Consider the following 23,865-nt stretch of genomic DNA (forward strand, 5'->3'; position numbering starts at 1 on the left):
CCGTCAGACGTCGTCGTCGAATACGCGGTGGAGGTGGATACCCACTGCGGTCCCGAACGAACCGCAGGCCGAACGGATTAGCGGCTGTCAGAAGCCTTGTGCCGCGGGTGGATCAGGTAACGCAACCAACGAACGTCGATCAGCATGGATGATTCCTCTTGGCTCAGGCGGACTTGGTCAGGATGGGGAGGATGCGACGACGCTCACCGGCGACGTCCGAAAAGTGGTGCAGCGCTTCGGGAACCGACGACGTCGCGGGGAACACCTCGTCGACGCCGCAGAGGCGCAGCGTGCGCGACACGGGCTGGCTGACGATGAGCGACCACTCGTCGCCTGCGGCGTAGCAGGCTTCGTCGATGGCGTCGAGCAGTTCGATGGCCTGCGCAGCGAAGGAGGTAACGCCGCTGAGATCGAGGATGAACGGCTTCTCGGCGATGATGCAGCCCTTGGCCTCGGCGACGACGGAGCCGACGTTGACGGCGTCGATCGTGCCGGTGATGGTCAGCACGGTCGCCAGCTGGCGGCACTGCTTGTGAAGCTCGGCTCCGTGGCACTCGACCGACGGATTGCCATATCGGAAGCGGTTTTTCGCGACTGAGTTGGTGCTCGCTGTGGTCATGGCACTGCCTCCCTTCGGTGATTGCCGAGTGAGAAGGCGGCGATGCCGTCACTTCGACTTGAATCCCAAGGTAGGGGGCCAAAATAAGGTACCGGGGAGTAAGTCCTAAAACATCCTTAAGACTTGTCTGCCCCAGAACAGCAAATCGCTCAGCGGGGGCGGCCCTGAGCGCCCGAATACCGCTCCCAGGGGGAGTAGTCCGCCAGCAGATCCTCCTGCGGCGGCCGCTGATCCTCGGGCACGTGCTGGAGGTTGATGCGCACGCGGTACCAGATCGAGCTGGGCCCGCGCATGCCGTCGACCAGGACGTCGATGGGCTCCAGCCGCTCAGCGGCGGCCGGATGCGCGTCCTTCCACGTCTGGAGCGCGGCCATCGCCTCGTCCTTGGTCTTCGTCCTGGCGATCTCGATGAGCGGTTTGGTCGACACCCGGTTCCCCGACCCGTCCCCACGTCGTGCACCCTTGGGCGCCTTCTCCGCGGGGCCGAGTTCCTCCGCCAGCGCGAGCAGGCCCTCCAGACCGCCGGCGGCGTCGTCCATGCCCTCCCACGGATCGCCGATCTCGGCGAAGCGCTCGGGCACCGTCGCCACGGTGAAGGCCTCGGGCCGGCACCCGGGCACCTCGTCCCACCGCAGGGGCGTGGACACCCTGGCGTCGGGCCGCGAGCGGACGGAGTAGGCCGAGGCCACGGTCCGGTCCTTCGCGTTCTGGTTGAAGTCGACGAAGACGCCCTGGCGCTCCTCCTTCCACCACCGGCTCGTCGCCAAATCCGGTGCGCGCCTTTCGACTTCACGCGCAATGGTCTCAGCCGCCAGCCGCACCTGCCGGTACGGCCAGTTGGGCTCGATGCGCGCGTACACGTGAAAGCCCTTCGAGCCCGAGGTCTTCGGCCATGCCGTCAGTCCGTAGTCGGCCAGCACGTCGCGGGCGACCAGTGCCACGTCGATGATCTGCTGCCATTCGACGCCGGGCATCGGGTCGAGGTCGACGCGGAGTTCGTCGGGATGCTCGAGATCGTGGGCCTGCACGGGGTGGGGGTTGAGGTCGACGCAGCCCAGGTTGACCGCCCACGCCAGGCCCGCCGCGTCCGACAGGACGGCCTCCTTGGCCGAGGTGCCCGACGCGTACTTCAGCTCGGCGACCTCGATCCAGTCCGGCCGCTTCTCGGGGGCCCGCTTCTGGAAGATGGCCTCCTGGTCGATGCCCTTGACGAACCGCTTGAGGATCATCGGCCGGCCCGCGACGCCGCGCAGGGCGCCGTGGGCGACGGCCAGGTAGTACTCGATGAGGTCGAGCTTGGTGACGTCCGGGCGCCCGTCCAGCCCGGGAAAGACGATCTTGTCCGGGTGGGTCACCCGCAGCGTCTTGTCCCCGATGTCCATCGACAGCGAAGACGCCATGTCGGCAATGGTAGTTGCGGACGAGCCTGGGGACTCGGACCCACATGCGACGGGCGTCACATATTGTGGGTGGATGCCCAACCTCATCGAGCTCCCCTTTCAGGCGGCGGCCAAGGTCCAGCAATATTTGGAGCGCGGTTCGGCCGAGCTGCACTACGCGCGGAAGATGTTCGAGGCGGGCGCCTTCAAGCTCGAGCCCCCGCAGAACGTCGCGGCCATGGTGGCCGACATCCGGCGCTGGGGTGAGTTCGGCATGATCCCGGCGCTCAACGCCCGACGCACGCCGAACGCCACCGCGATCATCGACGACGACGGCGAGATGACGTTCAAGGAGCTCGACGACGCCGCCAACGCCGTCGCGAACGGTCTGCTCGAACGGGGCGTCACGGGTGGCGACGGAGTCGCTCTCCTCATTCGCAACCACCGCTGGTTCCTCGTCGCGCTCTACGGCGCGGCCAAGGTCGGTGCGAAGCTGATCCTGCTCAACAGCGAATTCTCGGGGCCGCAGATCAAGGAGGTCTCCGAGCGCGAGGGCGCGAAGCTCATCATCTTCGACGACGAGTACACCAAGGCGGTCTCCGCCGCGGAGCCCGAGCTGGGCCGTCTGCGCGCGCTGCCGACGAACCCCGACAACGACGATCCGTCAGAGAGCTCCGACGAGACGTTGGCCGACCTGATCGCCAAGAGCAGGTCCACGCCGCCGCCGAGGGCCACGGCGCACTCCAAGATCATCATCCTGACCAGCGGCACGACGGGTACCCCCAAGGGAGCGAACCGCAGCAGCCCACCGTCGCTGGCTCCCATCGGGGGCGTGCTGTCGCACGTGCCGTTCAAGGGCGGTGAGGTGACGTCGTTGCCCGCGCCGATGTTCCATGCGCTGGGCTACCTGCACGCCACGATCGCGATGATGCTGGGCAGCACGCTGGTGTTGCGCAGGAAGTTCAAGCCGGCCACGGTTCTCGCCGACATCGAGAAGCACCGGGTCACCGCGATGATCGTCGTTCCGGTGATGTTGTCGCGTCTGCTGGACGAGCTCGAGAAGACGAGCCCGAAGCCCGACCTGTCGAGCCTGCGCATCGTGTTCGTGTCCGGGTCGCAGCTGGGTGGTGAACTCGCCAACCGGGCGTTGAAGGATCTCGGTCCCGTCGTCTACAACCTGTACGGGTCGACGGAGATCGCCTTCGCGACAATTGCTCGGCCACAAGACCTTTCGATCAATCCGTCGACGGTGGGACCGGTCGTCAAGGGCGTCAAGGTCAAGCTGTTCGACGAGAACGGCAAGGAGGTCCCGAAGGGCGAGGTGGGACGGATCTTCGTCGGCAACACCTTCCCGTTCGAGGGCTACACCGGGGGCGGCCACAAGGCGATCATTGACGGGCTCATGTCATCCGGTGACGTCGGCTACTTCGACGAGCACGGTCTGCTCTACGTGAGCGGTCGCGACGACGAGATGATCGTGTGCGGTGGCGAGAACGTCTTCCCCGCCGAGGTCGAAGATCTGATCAGCGGCCACCCCGAGGTCGTCGAGGCCACCGCGATCGGTGTCGAGGACAAGGAGTGGGGCCACCGGCTGCGCGCGTTCGTCGTCAAGACCGACGGCGCCTCCGTCGACGAGGACACCATCAAGGCCTACGTCAAGGACAACCTGGCCCGCTACAAGGTGCCCCGCGAGGTCATCTTCCTCGACGAGCTGCCGCGCAACCCGACGGGCAAGATCCTCAAGCGGGAGCTCAAGGACATGGACGTCGACGGCGATGGCGGCGGTGACGGCGGCAGCGCCAAGTCCGAAAAGCCTTCCAGCAACGGGGATTCCGAAAAGACGGCGGACAACGCCGAGCCCGACGGGGCCGACGCGAAGGCCTGACCCCAGCGGCTCTCGGCCCGTCAACCCGACCGCTGCTCGCCCCCACCCCACTCCTCCGGGCGTCCGAAGAGGCGTTCGGGGTGGTGGTAGTAGTTGAGCCGGGGTTGGCCGGTGTCGAGTTCCGGCGGTGGGATCCATTGCACCCCTTGGGGTGTGATGGTGACCGTCCAACCGAATTCGGCGAGGCGGTTGTCCCCGGGGCAGGCCAGCACTTCTTCGTTGACGTTGGTCTGCCCGCCGTTCTTGGCCCAGCCGTTGACGTGGTGCACCTGGGTGCCGTACGCCGGGACCCGGCAGCCGGGCTTGGTGCAGCCGCGGTCGCGGGCGTAGAGCACGATGCGGTGCGCCGCCGGGGCGATGCGCTTGGTGCGCCCGCAGTACAGCGCCTCGTTGGTGTGGCGGTCGAACACCGTGAGGTAGTGGTAGGCGTGCGACGCCATCCGAATGACGTCCGACATCGGGATCAGCGTGCCGCCCGCGGTCACCGCAGTCATCGCCGGCCGCGCGGGCGTCGGCGGGAGCCGGAATGCCGGTGGGGGTGGGGGTACCGGTGGGGGTGGTGCGGCCGGCGGGGGTGATGTTGCCGGCGGGTCTTGCGGGTCTTGGTCTTCCGGTTCGGCGTCGGGTTCGGGCTGCTCGCTGGCGGCGTCACATATGGTGACGGACTCGTCCTGAACGCCCGGGGCGTCGGGGACAAGGTCGACGGTCTGTCCGCCAGCGGCGTCACTATTTGTGACGGCTGCCGGGGCGCAGTCGTCCTCGGACTCGTCCTGAACGCCCGGGGCGTCGGGGACAAGGTCGACGGTCTGTCCGCCAGCGGCGTCACAAAGTGTGACGGCTGCCGGGGTGTACTCACCCTCGGACTCGGCCGGGGCGGGATCGGTGTGGGTCGGAGGCTGCCCGCCAGCGGCGTCACAAATCGTGACGGCTGCTGGGGTGTACTGACCCTCGGACTCGGCCGGGGCGGGATTGGTGTGGGTCGGAGGCTGCCCGCCAGCGGCGTCACAATTTGTGACGGCTGCTGGGGTGTACTCACCCTCGGACTCGGCCGGGGCGCCCGGGGCGTCGGGGAGAAGGTGGCAGGCCTGCTCGTCGGCGGCGTCACAAATCGTGACGGCTGCTGGGGTGGTTTCACCCTCGGACTCGTCGGGCGCGGCCGAATCATCCTGCACCACCGGCGCTTCGGGTGGGAGGTCGATCTCGGTCTGCACCCCCTCTGGTGCGGCGCCGCGGTCGGTGATCCAGTCCGGGGCGGGGGTCTCGGGCAGGCCGGCGGCGGCCTCGAGGTCCTGCAGGGTGGTGGTCACGATGATCGTCACCGGCAACCCGTTGTGCTGACCCAACTCCCCACTGGCCAACGCCCCCCGCGCGATCACCGACAACGCATCGTGATTGCGCTGCCCTTGCGTGCGCCCATCCTCTTGGATCTGATCGCGGCTGGGCACCCCCGAGGTGCAGGGATGCTCGTCGTCGGGATTGCACATCCCCGGCGCGGCGAGCTTGGCGTTGACGGCCTCCAGCGCCGCCGCGGTCATCGGGTCCAACCGCCCCTGCACACTGACGGTGCCATCGGCCTCCTGGCGACCGAACACCAGATACCGCCGCCGGGACCGGGTGGCGTCGTTGGGCGCCGACCCATCCGGATCGATCATCGCCCGCAATCGCTTCCGCGCCTGGCGCAACCCCTCCGGGGTCAACCCCGGCGCCACCGACACCAGGGTCTCCTCGCACCGCTCACGCTCCTCGACGCTCACCCAGCCGGGCAACGTGGCGAAGAACCGGCGGATCTGCGCCACGTGATCGGCCCCGATGCGCCCCTCGGCCTGCGCGGCCGCGGTGCGCGCCAGCACCGGCTCCTGGGGCTCGCCCAGCAGCGACACCCGCGGCCCCAGATCACGGGCATGGTCCACGCGCCGGGCAGCATCGGTCGCCGAGATCTTCAACCGGTCGATCAACAACTCGCGCAACGACTTCGCGCCCAAGGCCATCGGATTGCTCTCCCGATCCATGCGCGCCAGGATCCGGTGGCTCACCGTCGCTCGGCGGCGCTGCGTGCCTTCCATACGCTGGAGCACGGTGAGCAGTTCACGATCGGTCAGGGCATCGAAGTCCAGGGCCAGCAGCTCATCGGTCAGCGCCGCATCCTTGGCGATCGCGGCGAGCACCTCATCTGCACCCATGCCTCGAACATACCTTCGACCACCGACAAGAACCCTGCCCGCCAACCTCGAAAACTGGAGTTGCACAACATGATTCGGGTTCGGTTGCACACTAAAACGAACCAGTCAGTCGGGAGGGGTCAGACCTGCAGGAGGTACTCCAGGTCGGTCCAGTGGCCACGTGGCGTTCGGTCGAGGAGCGCGCCGGTGCCGGCCTCGTCGAAGGCCGTGACGACGTCGTCCATGCCCTCGCTGAAATGCGCCCACGAATCCAGGTGCGCGGCGATGACGACGCTTGCGCCGAGGATCTCCGCCGCGGCGGCCGCCCGGGCGCTGGTGAGCGTCAGGGGCCTGCCGCGTTCCTTCGTCGGCACCCGGGCCGCACCGACGAAGAGCACCGCGACGTCGATTCGGCCCACGGCGTCGGCCACGGCCTTGACCGCCTCGACCGAGGCGTTGTCGCCGCTGAGGTAGACGGTCGGCTGGCCCTGACCCGACAGCACGAAGCCGGACACCTCGCAATTGACGAAGCCCTCCGCGTCGCGCTCACCGTCGGCGGGCCCGTGCACGGCCGGAACCGCCTGCACGACAAGGGAAGTGAACCCATCACCGCCCGGCAGCTCCACGGCCTGCCACACCGCCAAGCCGTGCGCGTTGGCGCCCAGCCGAGCGGCCGAGCCGGGGGTCGTGAGCACTTGCGGGACGGCCGCCGCGAGCGCGCGGCCGGCGTCGTCGAAGTTGTCGGGATGCTGGTCGTGGCTGACCAACACCACGTCGACGGGCCCGAGGTCGGACGCGTCGACCGCCGGTCCCGCCGTCTTGGTCAGGTAGGCGTGGGGTCCGGGCGGATCGAACGTGGGGTCCATGACGATGCGGCGACCGGCGATGTCGACGACAGTCGTGGGGCCGCCGAGCACGCTGATGGCGCACGCCCGACGTTGCTTGGTGACGGCGTCCGGGTTGCCGTCGTGCTGGGCGGTCAGCTGACCGCGGTCGGCGTGGCGCCGAGCACCCGCTGGATGTCGGGCTTCATCTCCTGCAGCTGCTGGCCCCAGTAACCCCAGTCGTGGGTGCCGCTGTCGGGGAAGTTGAACACGCCGTTCGTGCCGCCGCCCGCGAGGTAGTTCTGCTGGAACGTCTTGTTGGTGCGCAGCGTGAAGCTCTCCAGGAACTTGGCCGGCAGGTTGTCCCCACCGAGATCGCTGGGCGTGCCGTTACCGCAGTAGATCCAGATCCTGGTGTTGTTGGCGATCAGCGTGGGCAGGTTGACCATCGGGTCGTTGTACTTCCACGCCGGATCGGTCTCGGCGGGGCCCCACATGTCGTTGGCCTTGTAGCCGCCGGCGTCGCCCATCGCGGTGTTGACCAGTCCCGGCCAGAAGCCCTCGGACAGGTTGAGGAACCCGGAAAGCGATGCCGCATAGGGGAATTGCGCAGGGTGGTGGATGGCCAGCGTCAGGGCTGCCGAGCCGGCCATCGACAGTCCGACCGCGGCGCTGCCCGTCGGCTTCACCTGCCGTTGCTGCGCCAGGTACGCGGGCAGCTCCTGGGTGAGGAACGTCTCCCACTTGTAGGTCTGGCACCCGGACTTGCCGCACGCCGGCTTGTACCAGTCGCTGTAGAAGCTGGACTGGCCACCGACGGGCATCACGACCGACAGTCCCGAGCCGTAGTACCACTCGAAGGCGGGGGTGTTGATGTCCCAGCCGTTGAAGTCGTCCTGGGCGCGCAACCCGTCGAGCAGATACACCGCCGGGGAGTTGGGGCCGCCGCTCTGGAACTGGACTTTGATGTTTCGGCCCATGCCCGCCGAGGGCACCATCAGGTACTCCACCGGCAGGCCCGGGCGGGAGAACGCGTTCGCGGTGGCGGCGCCGCCGAGGAACCCCATGAAGACGGGCAGCAGGGCCGCCAGGACAGCGGTGATGATCAACCGGCGCACAGAATCTCCTCGTCGTCGAAAGGGGGGCCGTGTCTGGAGGTGACCCCGTGCCGCGGGTGTCGGACCCACCGGTGGATGGGTTGCTCACATCCGCTGGCCCGTGCCTCGCATCGTCGCTCAGGCGGACGGCTCCACCACGAAACGGTTCCACAGGGCCCTGGGAATTCCTCGTGGAGCGACGCGCAATCGCAGCGGTGCGTCGCCCGGTCATCGCTTAGACTCCTCGCATCACACCGGCGTGACCAGGCTGGTGCGGACCATGTTTGGTTCCCGGTCTCGCTGGGTATCGATGGGCCGACGTGATGCGCTCGCCACGTCCTCCCCCAGTTCCCCGTACCGAAAGTTGATGAGTCATGAGGCGTGAAGTCGGAGCGCAGCTCCAGGTCGAGGTATTCGACCCGACGACGTTGGAATTCCAGATCGCGGTCGCACCGCAGCCGGGTGCCGAGGTCACCGAGGAGCTGTCGTTCACGATGAACGGCAATGCCATCGAGCCGCTCGAACTCATCGGCCAGCACGGGACCCGCATCCACAAGTTCGAGGCCGGCAAGGGCACCGTGATGGCCAACTACTCGGCGACGATCATCGGCCAGGCCGAGCCCGCTCCGGTCGACGAGATCGATCTCTCGACCTACCTGCGACCCAGCCGCTACGCCGAGGCCGACAAGTTCTACGGTTTCGCCGCAACGGAATTCGGCAATCTCGCGAAGTCAGTGGCGCTGTTGGAGAAGGTGTCGTCGTGGGTCGGCACGCGGCTGCAGTACGTGCCCGGGTCCAGCGACCCGATCGACGGCGCCGCGGACACCGTGCTGGCGGGCACCGGGGTGTGCCGGGACTACGCACACCTGGTGATCGCGCTGCTGCGGGCGGTCAACGTGCCCGCCCGCCTGGTCGCGGTCTACGCACCGGGTTGCTACCCAATGGACTTCCACGCCGTCGCCGAGGCGTACGTCGACGGGATGTGGCGGGTGGTCGACGCGACGTGCCTGGCGCCGCGGCAGACGATGGTGCGCATCGCCACCGGGCGCGACGCCGCAGACACCGCCTTCCTGGACAACCACGGCGGCGGCATCAACCTGACGAACATGAACGTGACCGCGTGGGTCGAGGGCATGTTGCCGCTCGACGACGTCAAGGACCTCGTCTCACTCGGCTAGCCACACCAATGGCCGGTCACCGCACGGGTGCGTGAAACACCGTGTGGTGACCGGCCATTCGGCGTCTGCTAGTACTCGATGGCCTCGATCAGCGGGCCCGGCTCGTCCATCAGGGCCCAGAAGCGATCTCGGATGCGGACGGTCACCGGTCCCGGCTCGCCGTTGCCGATGGGTTCGCCGTCGAGGGTGTTGATGGGAGTGACGCCGCCCGCGGTGGTGACGGCCATGATCTCGTCGGCGTCGTACAGTTCGCGGCTGGTGACGTCGCGCAGGGTGGCCTCGATGCCCATCTGGTCGGCGAGCTCGAAGACCGTCTTGCGGGTGATGCCCGGCAACGCGTTGCGCGACGGCGAGGCGATCTTGCCGTCCTTGACGATGCAGACGTTGAAGCCGGGGCCCTCGGCGACGCAGTTGTCGGCGTCCAGCAGGATCGCGGTGCGGGCACCGCGGTCCTTGGCCTCGAAGCTGGCCGCCGTCAAGTCACCCCACTGGTAGTTCTTGATGGTGGGGTCGACGGTGTTGCGGCCGGCGCGACGGACGTGGCGCGGCACGACGGCGGTGGTGCCGTAGATCTGCTCGGCCGGGGGGAACGCCCACAGGTAGGGGATCGCGTAGATGTAGACCTGATGGGTGAGCTTGGTGAGGTCCTTCTCGCCCTTCTTCTTGCCGTAGCCGCGGGTGACCGTCAGGTTGACGAACGACTCGCGCAGCTGCGACATCGAGATGCACTTCTTGGTGATCTCGGCGAGCTCGGCCTTGCTCATGCCGGCGTCCAGGCGCAGCTTGGCCGCGCCGTCGAGCAGGCGGTCGAGGTGGTCATCGAGGCGAAACACGTTGCCGTGCCACACATGTGCCACGGTGTAGGTGAGATCGGAGTGGCCGAAGCCGGTGTCGAAGATGGAGATCCTCGCCTCCTCGGCGGGCAGGTATTCGCCCTCGATCCAGGCCACCCCTCCCGCGAACGGGCTGGAGGTGTCCAGTTCGTAGTCGCTGTACTGGATCACCGAACCGGCGGGGGTGTCCTCGCGGATCGCGCCCGGTTCGACGGCGACCAGGTTGCTGCTCAGGCTGGTGGTGACGGTCATGTCATTCCCTTCGAGATGTCGTTGGTGGGGGTCAGGAGAGGTGGGTCTTGGCGAAGTCCGGTCCGGCCTCGCCGCTGGCCAGCCGCCGGCGCAGCCCGGTCACGGCCCAGAGCGCGGTCAGCGCGACCAGACCCGCGAACACGTAACCGTTGCCGGCGAACTGCGGCAGGAAGATCAGCGCGATGCAGACGAGGGTGAAGCAGACCAGGCCGAGGACGTAGATCGGCAGGCGGGTGCGGCCGAGGTCGAACGTGCCGGGCTCGGCGGCCGGGATGGTGCCCCGGCGCCGTCCGATCAGCAGGGCGACGGTCTGCAGGACGTAGGTCGCGAAGACCGCCAGGGACGACAACCCGATGATGAGGTTGAACGCCTTCTCGCTGACGAGCGCGGACAGCAGCAGCATCGTGGACAGGACGAACAGGCCGATCACGGCGAACGTGGGCGTGCGGTTGGTGGGGGAGACGTGGCGCCACACGTGCGAGAACGGCAGCATGTTGTCGCGCGCCATCGAGTAGGTCAGGCGGGTCGCGACCAGGATGTTGGCCAGGATGCACGCCATGACGTTGGTGAGCGCCACCGCGACGACGATCTTCGTGATGACCGGACCGACCTGCTGGTTGATGATCTCCTCGATCGGGGCGGCGGAGGCGTTGGCGACCGCGTCGGGGTTGCGGATCGCCAATACGTAGACGACGTACATCCCGAACTCGATGACGATCGAGGTGGCCAGGGCGTAGAACATCGTCCGGGGGATGACGTGGCGCGCGTTGAGCGTTTCCTCGGCGACGTCGGCGCTGGCCTCCACCCCGATCAGGCCGAAGAACGGGCCGAGCGACGCCGCGAGCCACGCCAGCAGGTAGGGGGTGCCTGCGTCGGACGTGCCGCCGGTGAAGAGCACCGAGAGCGGCTGGTGCTTGTCGGGGGCGGAGAGCGCGACGACGGCCACCAGGATCGTGGCGGCGACGGTGACGACGAGCTCGAGGCTGACGCCGATGTTGTTGACCATCGTGGCGAACCGGACGCCATAGAGGTTCACCAGCGTGCAGACGGCCATGACGCCGATGGCGACCAGGATCTGGGCGGTCTGGCTCATGTTCCAGTCGAACAGGCTGCCGAGGTACCCGGACAAGATGAACCCGACACCGGTCATGCCGCACACCCAGCCGGCCAGGCCCATCACCCCGGTGAACAGGGCGAGGGTGGAACCGTGGATGCGGCTCGTCCACTGGTAGGCGTAGCCGGCCAGCGGGATCTTGGCCGTCAGGTCGGCCGCGATGACGACCCAGACGACGAACACCGCCGCGGCGAGCAGCAGCGTCCAGACGAACGGGCCGCCCGCGGTGAAGTAGCCGGCGCCGAAGCCGGTGAACACCGCCGTGGTAGCGCTGATGGTCGCGAAGCCGATGGCGAACGACGCGAGGCGGCCGACGGAGCGGTCGAGCTTCTGGGTGTAGCCGAATGATGCCAGCCGAGCGTCTTCGTCGTCGGATGGCGAGGGAGGGGTGATGGGTGAGGCGGTTTCGGTCATCGGGTGCTCCAGGTCTGAGATGGAACGGGTCTGCGGCCTCGATCGTCGAGTGATCCGAGACAACCCCACACCGGGCGGCGACGGAAGTTCTGATTACTGATCTTCTGATAACCGGGGTTTATCAGTGCCCCGGCAATCAGTAGTACGTGGCGGGCCGCTCGGTGGCCTGGCCCTCCTCGAAGCTCCATTCGTCGCGCACCTGACGGATCAGCGCCGCCGCCTCCTCCCCGATGCGGGCGGGGTGCCAGGCGAGCGCGGTGTAGCTGTGCCGACGGTTGACGATCGGGACGTAGACGATTCCCTGACGGTTGTACAGGCGGGCGATCGACTCGCTGGTGAAGCTGATGCCGAGACCCCTGGCGATCGTGGTGGTCTCCTCCTCGTAGGTGGCGGCGACGGCGGCGATCGTCGGTGGCCGGCCCGCGCGCGCGTCCGTCGCCATCCAGTAGTCCCGCCACCGGCCCGCGGTACCGGGCGCCACGACGATCGGGTCGTCGAGGAGTTCGGTGATCGACACCTCGCTGCGGTGGGCGAGCCGGTGATCGCGGGGCAGGCACGTCACCCAGTTCTCGGCGTCGAGGATGAGCATCCGGTGTTCGGGCAGGTCGACCGGCGGCCGGATGAGGGCCACCTCGGTGGTGCCGTCGGCCAGCCCGGCGGTGGGGTCGGAGAAGTCGAATTCCCTTGGCTCCAAGCGTATTTCGGGATAGACGGCCTCGAAGTGGCGAACCAGCCGGAACAGCACGTCGGCCCCGGTGCCGATGAGGTAACCCAGCCGGACGCGGCGATTGCGGCGCGCCATCGACACGAGGTCGTCGACGGCCGAGTCGACGGCGAGCAGGGCCTGGCGGGCCAGCGGCAGGAAGGCCGCCCCGACCTCGGTGAGCGTCACCTCACGGGTGTTGCGGTTCAGCAGCGTCGCACCGGTCTGGTGCTCGAGCGCCTTGATGGCGGTCGACAGCGCAGGCTGGGTGATGAACAGCTTCTCGGCCGCACGCCGGAAGTTCAGCTCCTCACCGAGCACCGCGAAGTAGCGCAGCTGGCGCAGGGTGACCCCGTGGTCGTTGCCGCTCGTGGGTCACCTCCATCATGTGCTCGCCTGGCGATGATAAGCCGGAGCGTCGGGAGCGGCACCCGGGTCAGGCAGGCGTGGCGACGTCAGCGTCGTGGTGCTGCCCGGACCGGTGGTCGGCATCCTTCGCGACGGCGGCGGCGACCTGGTCGGACGGCGCGGCCACCGCCAGCGCCCAGTAGTAGACGATCAGGCTGAAGGCGGCGACGACGACCACGTCGGTCCACTCGCCGAAGACGAAGCCGTTGAAGATCGGGTGCAGGCCACCGTAATTGCCGAAGTAACCGATGACCGTCGCGCCGATCAGCCAGGGGACGATCCAGTAGCCGTGGCGGAACATGTCCACGGAGAAGGTCTTCTTGACCGCCGCGCCGACGAGGAAGAGCGCAGCGCCCACCACCAGGGCGATGTCCAGCTTCCACTCGACGCCGTAGGAGCCCCAGTACAGCAGCAGGTTCGCGGAGATGAACGCGATGGGCAGCAGCACGTCCGGCAGCGGCATGCGGTAGCTGCGCGGGCGGTCCCCATCGCGACGACGCAAGGCGCCCAAGGCAATTGGGGCGAACGCGTACATGATGGCGGTGGCGCCGGTGACGACGGCGACCAGCTTGCTCCAGCTGGGGAACGGCCCGAAGCACAGCCAACCGATGACCGCGGAGACGACGATCGACCACACCGGCACGCCACGCTTGTCGGTGGTGGCCAGCCGCGTCGGCAACTCGGGCAGCACGCCGAGCGCGTACGACAGCCGCGCCGTCGTGCCGATGTACACGATGCCGGTGCCCGTGGGGGACGCGACGGCGTCGATGATCAGGACGACGGCCAACCAGCCGGCGCCGACGGCGATCGCCAGGGTGTACCAGGCGCCGTAGCTGGAGTGGGCGCCGCCGACGCCGAGCGGGTGCGCCCACCCGCCCCTGACGTCGTTGGGGTCGACGGCGAAGATGAACGCCGCCTGCAGCGCGATGTAGAGCAGGGCGCCGATGATCATCGCGGTGATGATGGCCCGCGAGACGTCCCGCTGCGGGTTGCGCGCCTCGCCCGCGAGTTGGACGGCCTGCTCGAAACCCTGCAGGGCGAATACGACGCCCAGCGGCAGCGCGGCAAACACGCCGTGGATGCCGGCCGGCATGAAGCTGCCGCCCGCGGTCAGATTGCCCGGATGGAAGGACAGGTAGCCGATCACGACGATGGCCACCAACGGGACCAGCGTCTTCCAGATCACGACGAGCCCGTTGCTCTCGGACATGAACTTGACCCCGGCCAGGTTCATCGCGGTGAACAGGATCATCAGCAGGGTGGCGACGAGGAGGCCGGTGCGGTTCAGCAGACCGGTGCTGGCGTTGAGCATGTCGAAGTGGTGGTTCACCCACGACACGCTGTTGAGGTAGGTGATGGCGCCGAGGATCTCGATGGGCGCGATCGCCACCGAGGGGAGCCACGACGCGAACGTCGCAACGAAGCCACCGAACGCGCCGTGGGAGTAGTACGGGAAGCGGCCCGAGCCGCCCGCGACGGGGTAGGCCCCGCCCAGCTCGGCGAACACCAGGGCGAGCACGATCAGCATCGCCGCGGCCAGCACCCACGACACGATCGCCGCCGGACCGGCCGACTGCGCCGCGCTCAGCGCGCTCAGCAACCACCCGGAGCCGATGATCGAGCCGAGGGACACGCACATCAGGCCCCAGAAGCCGACGCTGCGCCGCAACCCGGGAGACGAGTCGACGGCGTCCGTCGCGGTCAACGCCGCCCCGCCGGGCGCCGGATCAACCGAGGGTGTGTCATTGCTGCCTCCCACGTGCTGCTCACGAGCCGCCGCGGCGATGCGAGGGACCTCGACCCGCTACCTACCCGGGTCGTGGCACCTCGACACCCCACGTCGCGTCACGACCCGCGCCGCGGACCTACGGATCGCGCGGCAGCCCCAGCAGCCGTTCGGCGATGATGTTGAGCTGCACCTCCGACGTGCCGCCGTAGATCGTGGTGGCCCGGCCGGCGAGCAGGTACTCGGCCCATTTTCCGGAGAGCTCGCCCTGATCGCCGATGGCCGCGTCGGTGCCGAAGGACGACACCCCGAACTCGGCGTAGCCCTGACCCGTCTTCATCGACAGCAGCTTGCTGATCGCGGCGGCGGGCATGGGGTCCCCGCCCGCCAGGGTCAGCAGCGTCGAGCGCATGTTGAGCAGTTTGGCCGCATGGCCCTCGGCGATCAGCCTGCCCGCCTCGTACTGCTCGATCTGGTCGAACTGCCCGTCGGCCAGGAACTGGACGAACTGTTCCAGGCTCGCCAGGAACGGCGGCTCACTGCTGCCGATCGACACGCGCTCGTTGGTCAGCGTGTTGCGGCTGACCTCCCAGCCGCGGTCGACCTCGCCGAGCACCATGTCGTCGGGCACGAACACGTCGTCGATGAAGACGGTGTTGAACATCGCGTTGCCGGTGAGCTCGCGCAGCGGCTTGACCTCGACGCCCTCGGCGGCCATGTCGAGCAGGAAGTACGTGATGCCACCGTGTTTGGGGGCCGACGGGTTGGTCCGCGCCAGCAGTGCGCCCCACTGCGAGTACTGCGCGCCCGTGGTCCAGATCTTCTGGCCGGTGATGCGCCACCCGCCGTCGACCTTGGTGGCCTTCGTCGTCAGGCTCGCGAGGTCGGAACCCGCGCCCGGCTCGGAGAACAGCTGGCACCAGATCATCTCGCCGCGGAAGGTGGGCGGTAGGAAGCGCTGCTGCTGCGCGTCGGTGCCGTAGGCGACGATCGACGGGATGATCCACGCGGCGATGCCCATCTGGGGCCGCTTCACGCGACCGCTGGAGAACTCCTGGGCGATGATGATCTGCTCGACGGGCTTGGCGGCGCGGCCCCACGGCTTGGGCAGGTGCGGGGAGACCCAGCCGCCCTCGGCGATCGCCGTGGTCCGCTCCTCACCCGAAAGTGCCTTCAGTGCAGCCACTTCCGCGCGGATCTCCTCACGCAGCTTCTCGGTGTCCGGATCGAGGTCGATGTCGATGGGCCGCATCCCGGTGGTCGTCGCCTCCTGGATGACCTGCTGCGGGTGGTCGGCGGCCCGGCCGAAGCAGGCGGCCAGCACGATGGCCCGCCGGTAGAAGACGTTGGTGTCGTGCTCCCAGGTGAAGCCGATGCCACCGTGCACCTGGATGCAGTCCTGGGCGCAGTGCTGAGCGGCGACCGGAGCCAGGGTGGCGGCCACCGCGGCGGCGAACTCGTAGTGCGAGTCGGCCTTGCCGCCGTGCACCTCGTCGAGCGCGCGGGCCGCATCCCAGACCGCGGCCGTCGCGCGCTCGGTCTCGGCAATCATGTTGGCGCACTTGTGCTTGATGGCCTGGAACTGCCCGATGGGGCGGCCGAACTGCTCGCGGATCTTGGCGTACGCCGCGGCGGTGTCGGTGGCCCAGCGGGCGACGCCGATGCACTCGGCGGACAGCAGCGTCGTGATGACGGCGCGGGCGAGCGGGCGGCCGAGGTTGGCCAGGACGCGGTCGTCGGCGACCTCGACGGCGTTGGCGCGCACGTGCGCCAACGGCCGCAGCGGGTCGACGCTCTGCACGCCCTCGACCTCCACCTGGTCGGCGTCGAGCAGGACCCAGGCCTCGCCGCCGTCGATGGACACCGGGAGCACGAGCAGGGACGCCTCCGCGGCGGCGGGCACGGCGCGAACCTCGCCGCGGATGACGAGGCCGCCGCCCTGGCGGGTGGCGGTCAGACCGGAGTCGATGGCGTAGGCGGCGATGGTCTCACCCGAGGCGAGCCCCTCCAACCGCTTGTCGGCGGGGTCGTTCGCGGCGATCAGCGCGCTGGCGATCGCCGAGGGCACGAACGGTCCCGGCACTGCGCCGTAACCGAATTCGGCGAGCACGATCGCGAGTTCGAGGATGCCGAAGCCCTGTCCGCCCACGTCCTCGGAGAGGTGCAGCCCCTGCAGGCCCTGCTCGGCGGCGGCCTTCCAGTACGACGGCGGATTGGCGATCGGCGTCTCGAGCGCCTCGTGCAGGACGTCGGAGGGCGCGACGCGCTTGACGAGATCGCGGACGGACTCGGCGAGGTCGGCGTGTTCGGAAAGGATCGCGATGGGCATGCGGTGAACTCCCTTGTATCAACCGGTGGGTTGGGTCCGAGGGTACCGCGTGTGAGGGCCACTTCGTTGACCAGGTTGACCAGGTCCCGATGTCTCCCCGCACCGACACTCCGCGAGTTGACGTCATCCTCGGCGTGTCGGGTCAGCAACCGTCGTCTCGGCGGCCCTCACCGCCAGCGCTTGGCGATCCACCCGGCGATGGTGTCGGCCTGCTCGCTGCGCGCGCCCGGGGTCGTGAAGTAGTGGTCGGTGTCGATCGAGCACAGGCCCTTGTCGGTGCTGGCCAGCGCGTCGTGGATGCGACGGGCGTCCGACGGGTAGACGCCGGTGTCCTGGTCGGCGCTGATCACCAGCGCGGGGCAGACGATGCGCGTCAGGTGCGGCTCGGCGCCGGTCTGCGCGGTGCGCAGGCTCCACATGCCCAGCCAGCTGCGCAGGGTGCAGGCCGCGGCGATGCCGTGGGCCGAGCGATTGGCCCGCACCGGGACGCCGACGTAGCAGGTGTTGGGCGGCCGCCTGGACGGTTCGAGGGTGGGATCGATCATGCGCGGGTCGGCCCAGGTGCGGTGCACTGCGAACGGCCGGTCCGAGAACCCCGCCGCCCGAAGGCGTTTCAGTTCGGCGAGCACCCAGTCGGTGATCCCGTCGTTGCGGGCGACCTGCGCCGCGCGGTAGCGCTCGACGAACTCCGGTGCGAACGGCGGACCGTTGCGCTCGTCGAAGACGTCGAGTGTGGGATCGGTCGCGAGTGGATCGTTCTCGTCGAGGACCGAGCCGTCCATCCATGCCGTCAAGACCTCGGGCCGGCCGGGGTGCGCCGCGCTCGCGACGTAGCCGTCCGCAGGCGGTAGCTCGCCGAGGCCCGTCGCCGGGCGCATGCCGTCCATGGGCGTGACGTGCGGATCGACCGCCTGCGCCTGGTAGGCCGCCATCAGCGACCCGCCGCCCGAATTGCCCAGCAGCACAATGGTTTCGATGTGTTGCGCCTCGCGCAGCCAGCGTACGCCGACGCCGATGTCCACCAGTGCGTGATCGAGCAGGAAGCTGCTCTCGTAGCCGCGGAACCGGGTGTTCCAGCCGAGGAAGCCGACGCCGCGCGTGGCCAGGTAGTCGGCCAGATAGTGCTCGGAGTAGTCGAGCTGGTAGTGCGTGGCGATCATCGCCACCTTGGGCTTGCGGCCCACGCCGCGGTAGTAGATGCCCTGGCAGGGGTGACCCCCGGACGCGGCGCGACGGGCCGTCGGAGAGTCCAAGCCGACGAATTCGCGCATCACCCCTGGTGTCATGGCGGTGAGCTCCCCCCTCGTGGGTCAGGTGCGGTCGAGACTGCGAGCCGCCAGGGTGTCGACGATGCCGGTGAGCTGATCGACCAGCTCCGCCTGCGTCATGGCGATGTCACCGGACACCCAGGCGCTGATCGTCTGGCCGACACCGCCGACGACGAAGTGCGCGACGGCCGTCACCCACTCGCGCCGGGGGAGCCGGTAGGCCGTGGTCACGTGGTCCCCGGACAGCAGGGCGAACACGCCGCCGAGTTCGGCGCGTTTGCGCGCCAGTACCGGATTGGTGAGCTGGGCGTTGAACAGCAAGCGCCCCACACGCACGTCGTCGGCGATGACGCGGACGAGGTTGGCGATGCCCGCGCGGTTCTGCTCGTCACGGGGCGCCGCGGCGACCGCGGCCTGCGTCGTCGCGGCGATGTCGGCGATCACGCCGTCGAACACCGCCGCGACCAGCTGATCCTTGTCGGTGAAGCTCTCGTAGAAGTAGCGCGCCGAGACGGCCGCCTCGGCGCAGACGGCGCGCACGGTCAGCTCGTCGGGGCGGTCGGAGCTGCCCAGTAGCTGCAGGCCCGCCTCGAGGAGTCGGCGCCGCCGGTCGGCCACCCGGTCGCGCGCCTGCACGCCACCGTAGGGCCGCACCTATTCCGCACCTACGACTGCCATGCCCACGATCTTGACACCCCGGCGGCACCGGAGCAATATCGGGAAACATTCGTTGTCAGATTGTCGGGTGGAGGTTGCGCAGTGTCGATCAGCGGTGGCCACGTCGAGCGACCCGTCAGCGGGCCACCGCTGGCACGGGCCGGGCGCCCGCGCCGGCGCACCGGGCCGACGCTCGACGAGGGTCTGCTCGGCGTGGCCCTGCTGCTGGGCCCCGCGAACGTGATCATGCAACTGGCCAGGCCCGGCGTCGGATACGGAGTGCTGGAGAGCCGTGTCGAGAGCGGCCGCATCGACCGCCATCCCATCAAGCGGGCCCGCACGACGTTCACCTATCTCGCCGTGGCGGGCCGCGGCAGCGACGAGCAGAAGGCCGCCTTCCGCCGGGCGGTGAACCGGGCCCACGCGCAGGTCTACTCGACCGAGGAGAGCCCCGTCGCCTACCGGGCCTTCGACCCGGATCTGCAGCTGTGGGTGGCCGCGTGCCTCTACAAGGGGGGCGTCGACGCCCACCGGACGTTCGTCGGCGAGATGGACGACGAGACCGCCGACCGGCACTACGCGCAGAGCATGTCGCTGGGCACCACGCTGCAGGTGCCACCGCAGATGTGGCCGCGGGATCGGGCCGCCTTCGACGCGTACTGGCAGGACCAGCTCGCCACGATCCACATCGACGACGCGGTCCGCGAGTATCTGTATCCCATTGCGGTGAGCCGTCTTCGGGGTCTGGCGCTACCGGGTCCGTTGCAGCGGTGGCACGAGGGTCTGGCCCTGCTGATCACCACCGGGTTCCTGCCGCAGCGCTTCCGCGACGAGATGCGGCTGCCGTGGGACGACCGCAGACAGCGCCGGTTCGACCGGCTGATGGCCGCCCTGCGCACCGCGGTGCACCTGTCGCCGGGGCCCGTGCGGCGGTTCCCGTTCAACGTGTTGCTCAAGGACCTCGACTGGCGGATCAGGACCGGGCGTCCGCTCGTGTAACCGCGCCAGGATGCGGGCGTATCGTCGGCGGAATGCGCACCGAGGGAGACACCTGGGACATCACCACCAGCGTCGGGTCGACGGCCCTGTTCGTCGCGGCGGCAAGGGCATTGGAGTCGGCCAAGGCGGAACCGCTCTCGTCCGACCCGTACGCCGCGCGCTTCTGTCGCGCGGCAGGCGGCGAATGGGCCGACGTGGTCGACGGCGTGATCTCCGGTAGCCACGGCCAGCAGCTGCTCGACGGTGACTTCGGGGGATACTTCGTGTCCTTCCAGGGGGCCAGGACCAAGTTCTTCGACGCGTACTTCACCGAGGCGATCGAGGCCGGCGTCCGCCAGGTCGTCCTGATCGCCGCCGGTCTGGACTCCCGCGCCTACCGGCTGCCGTGGCTGGACGGCACGGTGATCTACGAGATCGATCAGCCGAAGGTCTTGGAGTTCAAGCGCACCGTCATGGCGCAGGCGGGTGACGCACCGCGGGCCGAGCGCCGCGAGGTGGCCGTGGATCTGCGCGACGATTGGGCAAAGGCCTTGCAGGACAGCGGATTCGACCCGACCGTGCCCACCGCGTGGATCGCGGAGGGCCTGCTGATCTACCTGCCCGCGGCCGCGCAGGAGCAGCTGTTCACGGGCATCGACGCACTATCGAGCCCGGGCAGCCGGATCGCGGTCGAGGAGGGCAGGCCGATGCCGCAGGCGGTGTTCGACGCCAAGAGGCGCGAGGAGCGCGACGCCGGCCACGAGGGCACCTTCTTCACCCTCATCTACAACGAGCAGATCGCGCCTGCCGACGAGTGGTTCGGCGCGCGCGGCTGGGACGCCGCGCCGACCCGGCTGGCGGAGTACCTCGATCGCGTCGGCAGGCCGGTGCCCGCCGACGATCCAGAGGCCGGCCCCATGGTCGACTCCAACAGCCTGGTGACCGCCGTCAAGCGCGGCTAGCTCGACGGCCCGCTCAGGAGAACATGAACGGCCGCAGGAAGCGCGTCATCCGACGGAGGTAGTCCGGCTGGCTGACGTGCAGCACGTGATTGCCCGGGAACCAGTGAAACGCGCAGCGATCCCAATGGCGCCACAGCATTTCGGCCTGCTCGGGTGGGGCCAGCCGGTCGCCGAGGCCGGTGATGATGAGACGCCGGTCCTTCGGGATCAGCGGTGCGTAGTTCAGCGGCGAGTGGTAGGCCGACGCGGCGGTCGTCAGACCCGGGTCGGCCCCGGTCACCCGGTTCCCGAGCGTGACGAGCAGGTTGGCGGGGAACCAGTCGTCGAACGCCGAATCCGGCGTCACGACGGGCACATTGGGGATGACGGCCTGCACGCGGTCGTCGACGCCGGCGATCAGTGCCGACGTGTAGCCGCCGAGCGACATCCCCGTCAGCGCGATGCGGTCGACGCCGGTGTATTCCAGATAGTCGATCACCGACCGGAAGTCGTGCACCGCCTGCGCCATCGCCTCGGCGAAACCCGACATGCCGTCCGCGAAGTACCCGTAACCGCTGTAGGGAGAATGCCTTTCGGCCCTGCGCCCGTGAAACGGCAGGGTGTAGAGCAGCACGTCGTACCCCGACCGGTAGAACCACGGCAGGGAGAAGAACAGCCCGTTGAACAGGTACGCCGATCCCATGAACCCGTGGATGAGGCACAGCGTCGGACGCGGCCCGTCGTCGTGGCGCCAGTGCTGGGCGTGGACGACATTGTTGCGCGCGTAGCCGCCGCGCTTCGTGCGCAGCGCCGGGTTGACCGCCTGAAAGCTGCTCTGGAACCGGATGTTCTGGACGGGGCCGTGGGCGGTCCACTCGGCGATCGGGTTGGCGGGCCGCGACGAGACCCGCGGCAGTTCCGTCGGCGCCGGAAAGGACAGCTGTGGATCCTTGGCGGCGGCCAGCTCGGCGTAGAAGCTCAGGGCGTCGCGCTCGGACCGGGTGTCGCCGGATCGCAGCGCCGACACGGCGAGGCGGGGCAGCATGGCGGCCCCGACGAGTGAGGCGATGGCCGTGCGCAGACCGAGGTCGGCCGCGGCCGAGGAGTCGACGACGAGCTTCTGCTGCCACGTCAGGTCGACGCGGCGCGGCAGTCCGCGGACCGAGGCGTCGGCGCCCGAGACGTCGGGAACGGGCAGGGGCGGATCGACCGGAGCAGCGGCGTTCGGCCGCGAAGGAGACACCCGCGATCGTAGCGCGGCGGTCAGCGCAGCCGATACACCAGCGACGTCCCGACCGAGACGGCCGGATAGTGGGCGGCCACCCAATCGGCGATGTCCCTGGCGTGGGAGGCGCTGTGGTTCGCCGACCGGATGATGCGGCCGTGCGGGCGCGCCGCTCCGCCGAGACCGGGCTCGACGTAGTAGCCGATGCGGCCGGACTGCACGTCGGCGACGAATTGCGCCAGGGTCGGCACCGGATCGTCGCTCCATCCGCCGACCGCCATCACCGCGGTCTGCGAGGACAGTTCCAGCGCCGCGGCCGACTGCGAGCCGGTGGTTGCCGCGCTCCACTCGCTGGGGCTCGCCCGCAGCATGGCCGCCAGCGCGGGGTTGGTGCCCTCGTCGCCCAGCCAGCCGTCGGTCACCGTCCGCCGGCCGGCCGGGGCCACCGCGACCGGGATGGCACCGTGGTGCGGGGTCGCGGCGGTGGCGACGCTGAACGCGACGGTGCCCGCGAGTGCTGCGGCCGCACCGACGCCCGCAGCCACCGGCAGCAGCCGTCGCCCGATGATCGCGCACGCGGCGGCGGCCACCGTCGCAACGAGCAGCAGGGGTGGCAGCCAATGCGGACCGAAGTCGTTGCGGCGCAACAATATCGACGACCACCAGCCGCCGGTCAGCACCAGCCCGGCGAGGCCGACCCGGCCGTCCCACGTCGCGCGCAGCCGCCACGCCCATGCCGAACCCAGGCCGACGAGCGCACCGACCGCGGGCGCCAGCGCGACGGTGTAGTACGGATGAATGGTGCCGTGCACGCCAGCGAAGACCGCGCCGGTCACCAGCAGCCAGCCACCCCAGGACACCGTCGCCGCCCGCTCCGCGCGGCCGAGGTGACCGCGCAGCGCGAGCCATCCGCCGAACGCCAGCGCGAACAGCGCGGCAGGCAGCAACCAGGAGATCTCGTCGCCCATCTCGGCGAGGAACAGCCGGCGCGGACCCGTCGGCGGGCCCATCGAGGCGACGGCCGGGCTCGCGTGCGGCCCCTGCAGCCGGCCGAAGCCGTCGTAGCCGAAGGCGAGATCGAGCACGGTGTCGTCGGTCGAACCGCCGACGTAGGGGCGCGCGTTGGCCGGGATGAGTTGCACGATCAGCACCCACCACCCGGCGGCGACGACCAGCGCGCCGAGGGCTGCGGCCAGGTGGGCCAGCCGAGTGCGCAGCGTCGTGGGAGCGGCCAGCAGGTAGGCGAGCCCGAAGCCGGGAAGGACGAGGAAGGCCTGCAGCAGTTTGGTCAGAAACGCGGTGCCGACGGCGACGCCGACCAGGACCAGCCAGCGCCACGACGCCCCGTGCACGGCGCGGGCGAGGCAGTAGGCGGCGGTGACCAGCAGCAGGGTGAGCAGCGCGTCGGGATCGTCGAAGCGGAACATCAGCGCCGCCGCCGGGGTGCACGCCAGTACGGCGCCGGCCAGCAGCCCCGCCGCGGCGCCCAGCCGCGGATCCGGCACGACGCGACGCACGGCCGCGAACAGGATCGCGACGGCCGCGACGCCCATCACGGCCTGTGGCACGAGCACTGCCCAGCCGTGCACGCCGAACAGCCGGACCGAGAGGCCGGTCACCCACAGGGCGGCCGGAGGCTTGTCGACGGTGATGAAGTCGTGCGCGTCGAGCGATCCGAAGAACCACGCCGACCAACTCCGTGCGCCGGCCTGCGCGGCGGCGGCGTAGAACTCGTTGCCGTAACCGGAGGCGGACAGTCCGGGGAAGTACATCGCCGCGGTGCCCGCCAGCAGGACGGCGAGCCCCCACCGTGGCCACCGCGCGATCACGTGGGCCACCCTGTCGGGTTTGGCTACGGGGCGCCTTGGCGACTACT

General features: G+C 69.3%; 18 protein-coding genes. 4 read left to right on the forward strand and 14 right to left on the reverse strand.

Features of this window, described 5'->3' with window-relative positions:
• Nucleotides 1-163: 163 nt before the first annotated feature.
• Complete coding sequence (locus tag G6N60_RS03060; RefSeq protein WP_163732390.1) at nucleotides 164-619, reverse strand: STAS domain-containing protein; 456 nt, start codon at nucleotides 617-619, stop codon at nucleotides 164-166.
• 149 nt (nucleotides 620-768) lie between these two features.
• Nucleotides 769-2,019 (reverse strand): DNA polymerase domain-containing protein, encoded by a 1,251-nt coding sequence (locus G6N60_RS03065; RefSeq protein WP_163732393.1) that lies wholly within the window; start codon nucleotides 2,017-2,019, stop codon nucleotides 769-771.
• A 73-nt stretch (nucleotides 2,020-2,092) separates the two neighbouring features.
• On the opposite strand from G6N60_RS03065, the gene fadD2 reads away from it, so the two are divergent.
• Complete coding sequence (fadD2, locus tag G6N60_RS03070) at nucleotides 2,093-3,883, forward strand: long-chain-fatty-acid--CoA ligase FadD2 (RefSeq protein WP_163732397.1); 1,791 nt, start codon at nucleotides 2,093-2,095, stop codon at nucleotides 3,881-3,883.
• A 20-nt stretch (nucleotides 3,884-3,903) separates the two neighbouring features.
• Here fadD2 and G6N60_RS28255 read toward each other — a convergent pair whose 3' ends face one another.
• The 3 genes from G6N60_RS28255 to G6N60_RS03085 form a co-directional block, all read right to left on the reverse strand.
• Nucleotides 3,904-6,063, reverse strand: coding sequence for an HNH endonuclease signature motif containing protein (locus G6N60_RS28255; RefSeq protein ID WP_179969631.1), 2,160 nt, complete (start codon nucleotides 6,061-6,063; stop codon nucleotides 3,904-3,906).
• A gap of 119 nt (nucleotides 6,064-6,182) precedes the next feature.
• On the reverse strand, nucleotides 6,183-6,965 hold the full coding sequence (locus tag G6N60_RS03080) for an MBL fold metallo-hydrolase (RefSeq protein ID WP_372510955.1): 783 nt from the start codon (nucleotides 6,963-6,965) through the stop codon (nucleotides 6,183-6,185).
• Between the two features lie 56 nt (nucleotides 6,966-7,021).
• Nucleotides 7,022-7,984, reverse strand: coding sequence for an esterase family protein (locus tag G6N60_RS03085; protein WP_246240258.1), 963 nt, complete (start codon nucleotides 7,982-7,984; stop codon nucleotides 7,022-7,024).
• Between the two features lie 353 nt (nucleotides 7,985-8,337).
• On the opposite strand from G6N60_RS03085, the gene G6N60_RS03090 reads away from it, so the two are divergent.
• A complete protein-coding gene (locus G6N60_RS03090) occupies nucleotides 8,338-9,141 on the forward strand; it encodes a transglutaminase-like domain-containing protein (protein WP_163732403.1) in 804 nt (267 codons plus the stop codon).
• 68 nt (nucleotides 9,142-9,209) lie between these two features.
• Here the strand turns inward: G6N60_RS03090 and G6N60_RS03095 are convergent, their stop codons facing one another.
• The 7 genes from G6N60_RS03095 to G6N60_RS03125 form a co-directional block, all read right to left on the reverse strand.
• Nucleotides 9,210-10,226, reverse strand: a complete 1,017-nt coding sequence (locus G6N60_RS03095; RefSeq protein WP_163732406.1) for an aminotransferase class IV — start codon at nucleotides 10,224-10,226, stop codon at nucleotides 9,210-9,212.
• Nucleotides 10,227-10,257: 31 nt separating this feature from the next.
• Nucleotides 10,258-11,754, reverse strand: coding sequence for an APC family permease (locus G6N60_RS03100; RefSeq protein ID WP_163732410.1), 1,497 nt, complete (start codon nucleotides 11,752-11,754; stop codon nucleotides 10,258-10,260).
• A gap of 136 nt (nucleotides 11,755-11,890) precedes the next feature.
• Complete coding sequence (locus G6N60_RS03105) at nucleotides 11,891-12,802, reverse strand: LysR family transcriptional regulator (RefSeq protein ID WP_163743375.1); 912 nt, start codon at nucleotides 12,800-12,802, stop codon at nucleotides 11,891-11,893.
• Between the two features lie 91 nt (nucleotides 12,803-12,893).
• Nucleotides 12,894-14,570 (reverse strand): APC family permease, encoded by a 1,677-nt coding sequence (locus G6N60_RS03110; protein ID WP_197746914.1) that lies wholly within the window; start codon nucleotides 14,568-14,570, stop codon nucleotides 12,894-12,896.
• A gap of 160 nt (nucleotides 14,571-14,730) precedes the next feature.
• The gene (locus G6N60_RS03115; RefSeq protein WP_163732414.1) at nucleotides 14,731-16,920 is read right to left on the reverse strand and encodes an acyl-CoA dehydrogenase family protein; all 2,190 of its coding nucleotides are present in this window, start codon (nucleotides 16,918-16,920) and stop codon (nucleotides 14,731-14,733) included.
• 167 nt (nucleotides 16,921-17,087) lie between these two features.
• Nucleotides 17,088-18,206, reverse strand: a complete 1,119-nt coding sequence (locus tag G6N60_RS03120; protein ID WP_163732417.1) for an alpha/beta hydrolase — start codon at nucleotides 18,204-18,206, stop codon at nucleotides 17,088-17,090.
• 24 nt (nucleotides 18,207-18,230) lie between these two features.
• Nucleotides 18,231-18,842, reverse strand: coding sequence for a TetR/AcrR family transcriptional regulator (locus G6N60_RS03125; RefSeq protein WP_163732420.1), 612 nt, complete (start codon nucleotides 18,840-18,842; stop codon nucleotides 18,231-18,233).
• Between the two features lie 105 nt (nucleotides 18,843-18,947).
• Between G6N60_RS03125 and G6N60_RS03130 the strand changes: the two genes are divergently transcribed.
• Entirely contained in the window at nucleotides 18,948-19,844 is an 897-nt protein-coding gene (locus G6N60_RS03130; RefSeq protein ID WP_163732423.1) for an oxygenase MpaB family protein, read from the forward strand.
• Nucleotides 19,845-19,876: 32 nt separating this feature from the next.
• Nucleotides 19,877-20,785 carry a class I SAM-dependent methyltransferase gene (locus G6N60_RS03135; RefSeq protein WP_163732426.1) on the forward strand — a complete coding sequence of 303 codons (909 nt, stop codon included), beginning with the start codon at nucleotides 19,877-19,879 and terminating at the stop codon, nucleotides 20,783-20,785.
• A 13-nt stretch (nucleotides 20,786-20,798) separates the two neighbouring features.
• On the opposite strand, the gene G6N60_RS03140 is transcribed toward G6N60_RS03135, so the two are convergent.
• Nucleotides 20,799-22,007, reverse strand: a complete 1,209-nt coding sequence (locus G6N60_RS03140; protein ID WP_163732429.1) for an alpha/beta hydrolase family protein — start codon at nucleotides 22,005-22,007, stop codon at nucleotides 20,799-20,801.
• A 20-nt stretch (nucleotides 22,008-22,027) separates the two neighbouring features.
• Nucleotides 22,028-23,818: a glycosyltransferase family 39 protein gene (locus G6N60_RS03145; protein ID WP_246240264.1), complete on the reverse strand. Its 1,791-nt coding sequence runs from the start codon at nucleotides 23,816-23,818 to the stop codon at nucleotides 22,028-22,030.
• Nucleotides 23,819-23,865: the final 47 nt, after the last annotated feature.

The organism is Mycolicibacterium madagascariense (assembly GCF_010729665.1).
GTDB lineage: Bacteria > Actinomycetota > Actinomycetes > Mycobacteriales > Mycobacteriaceae > Mycobacterium > Mycobacterium madagascariense.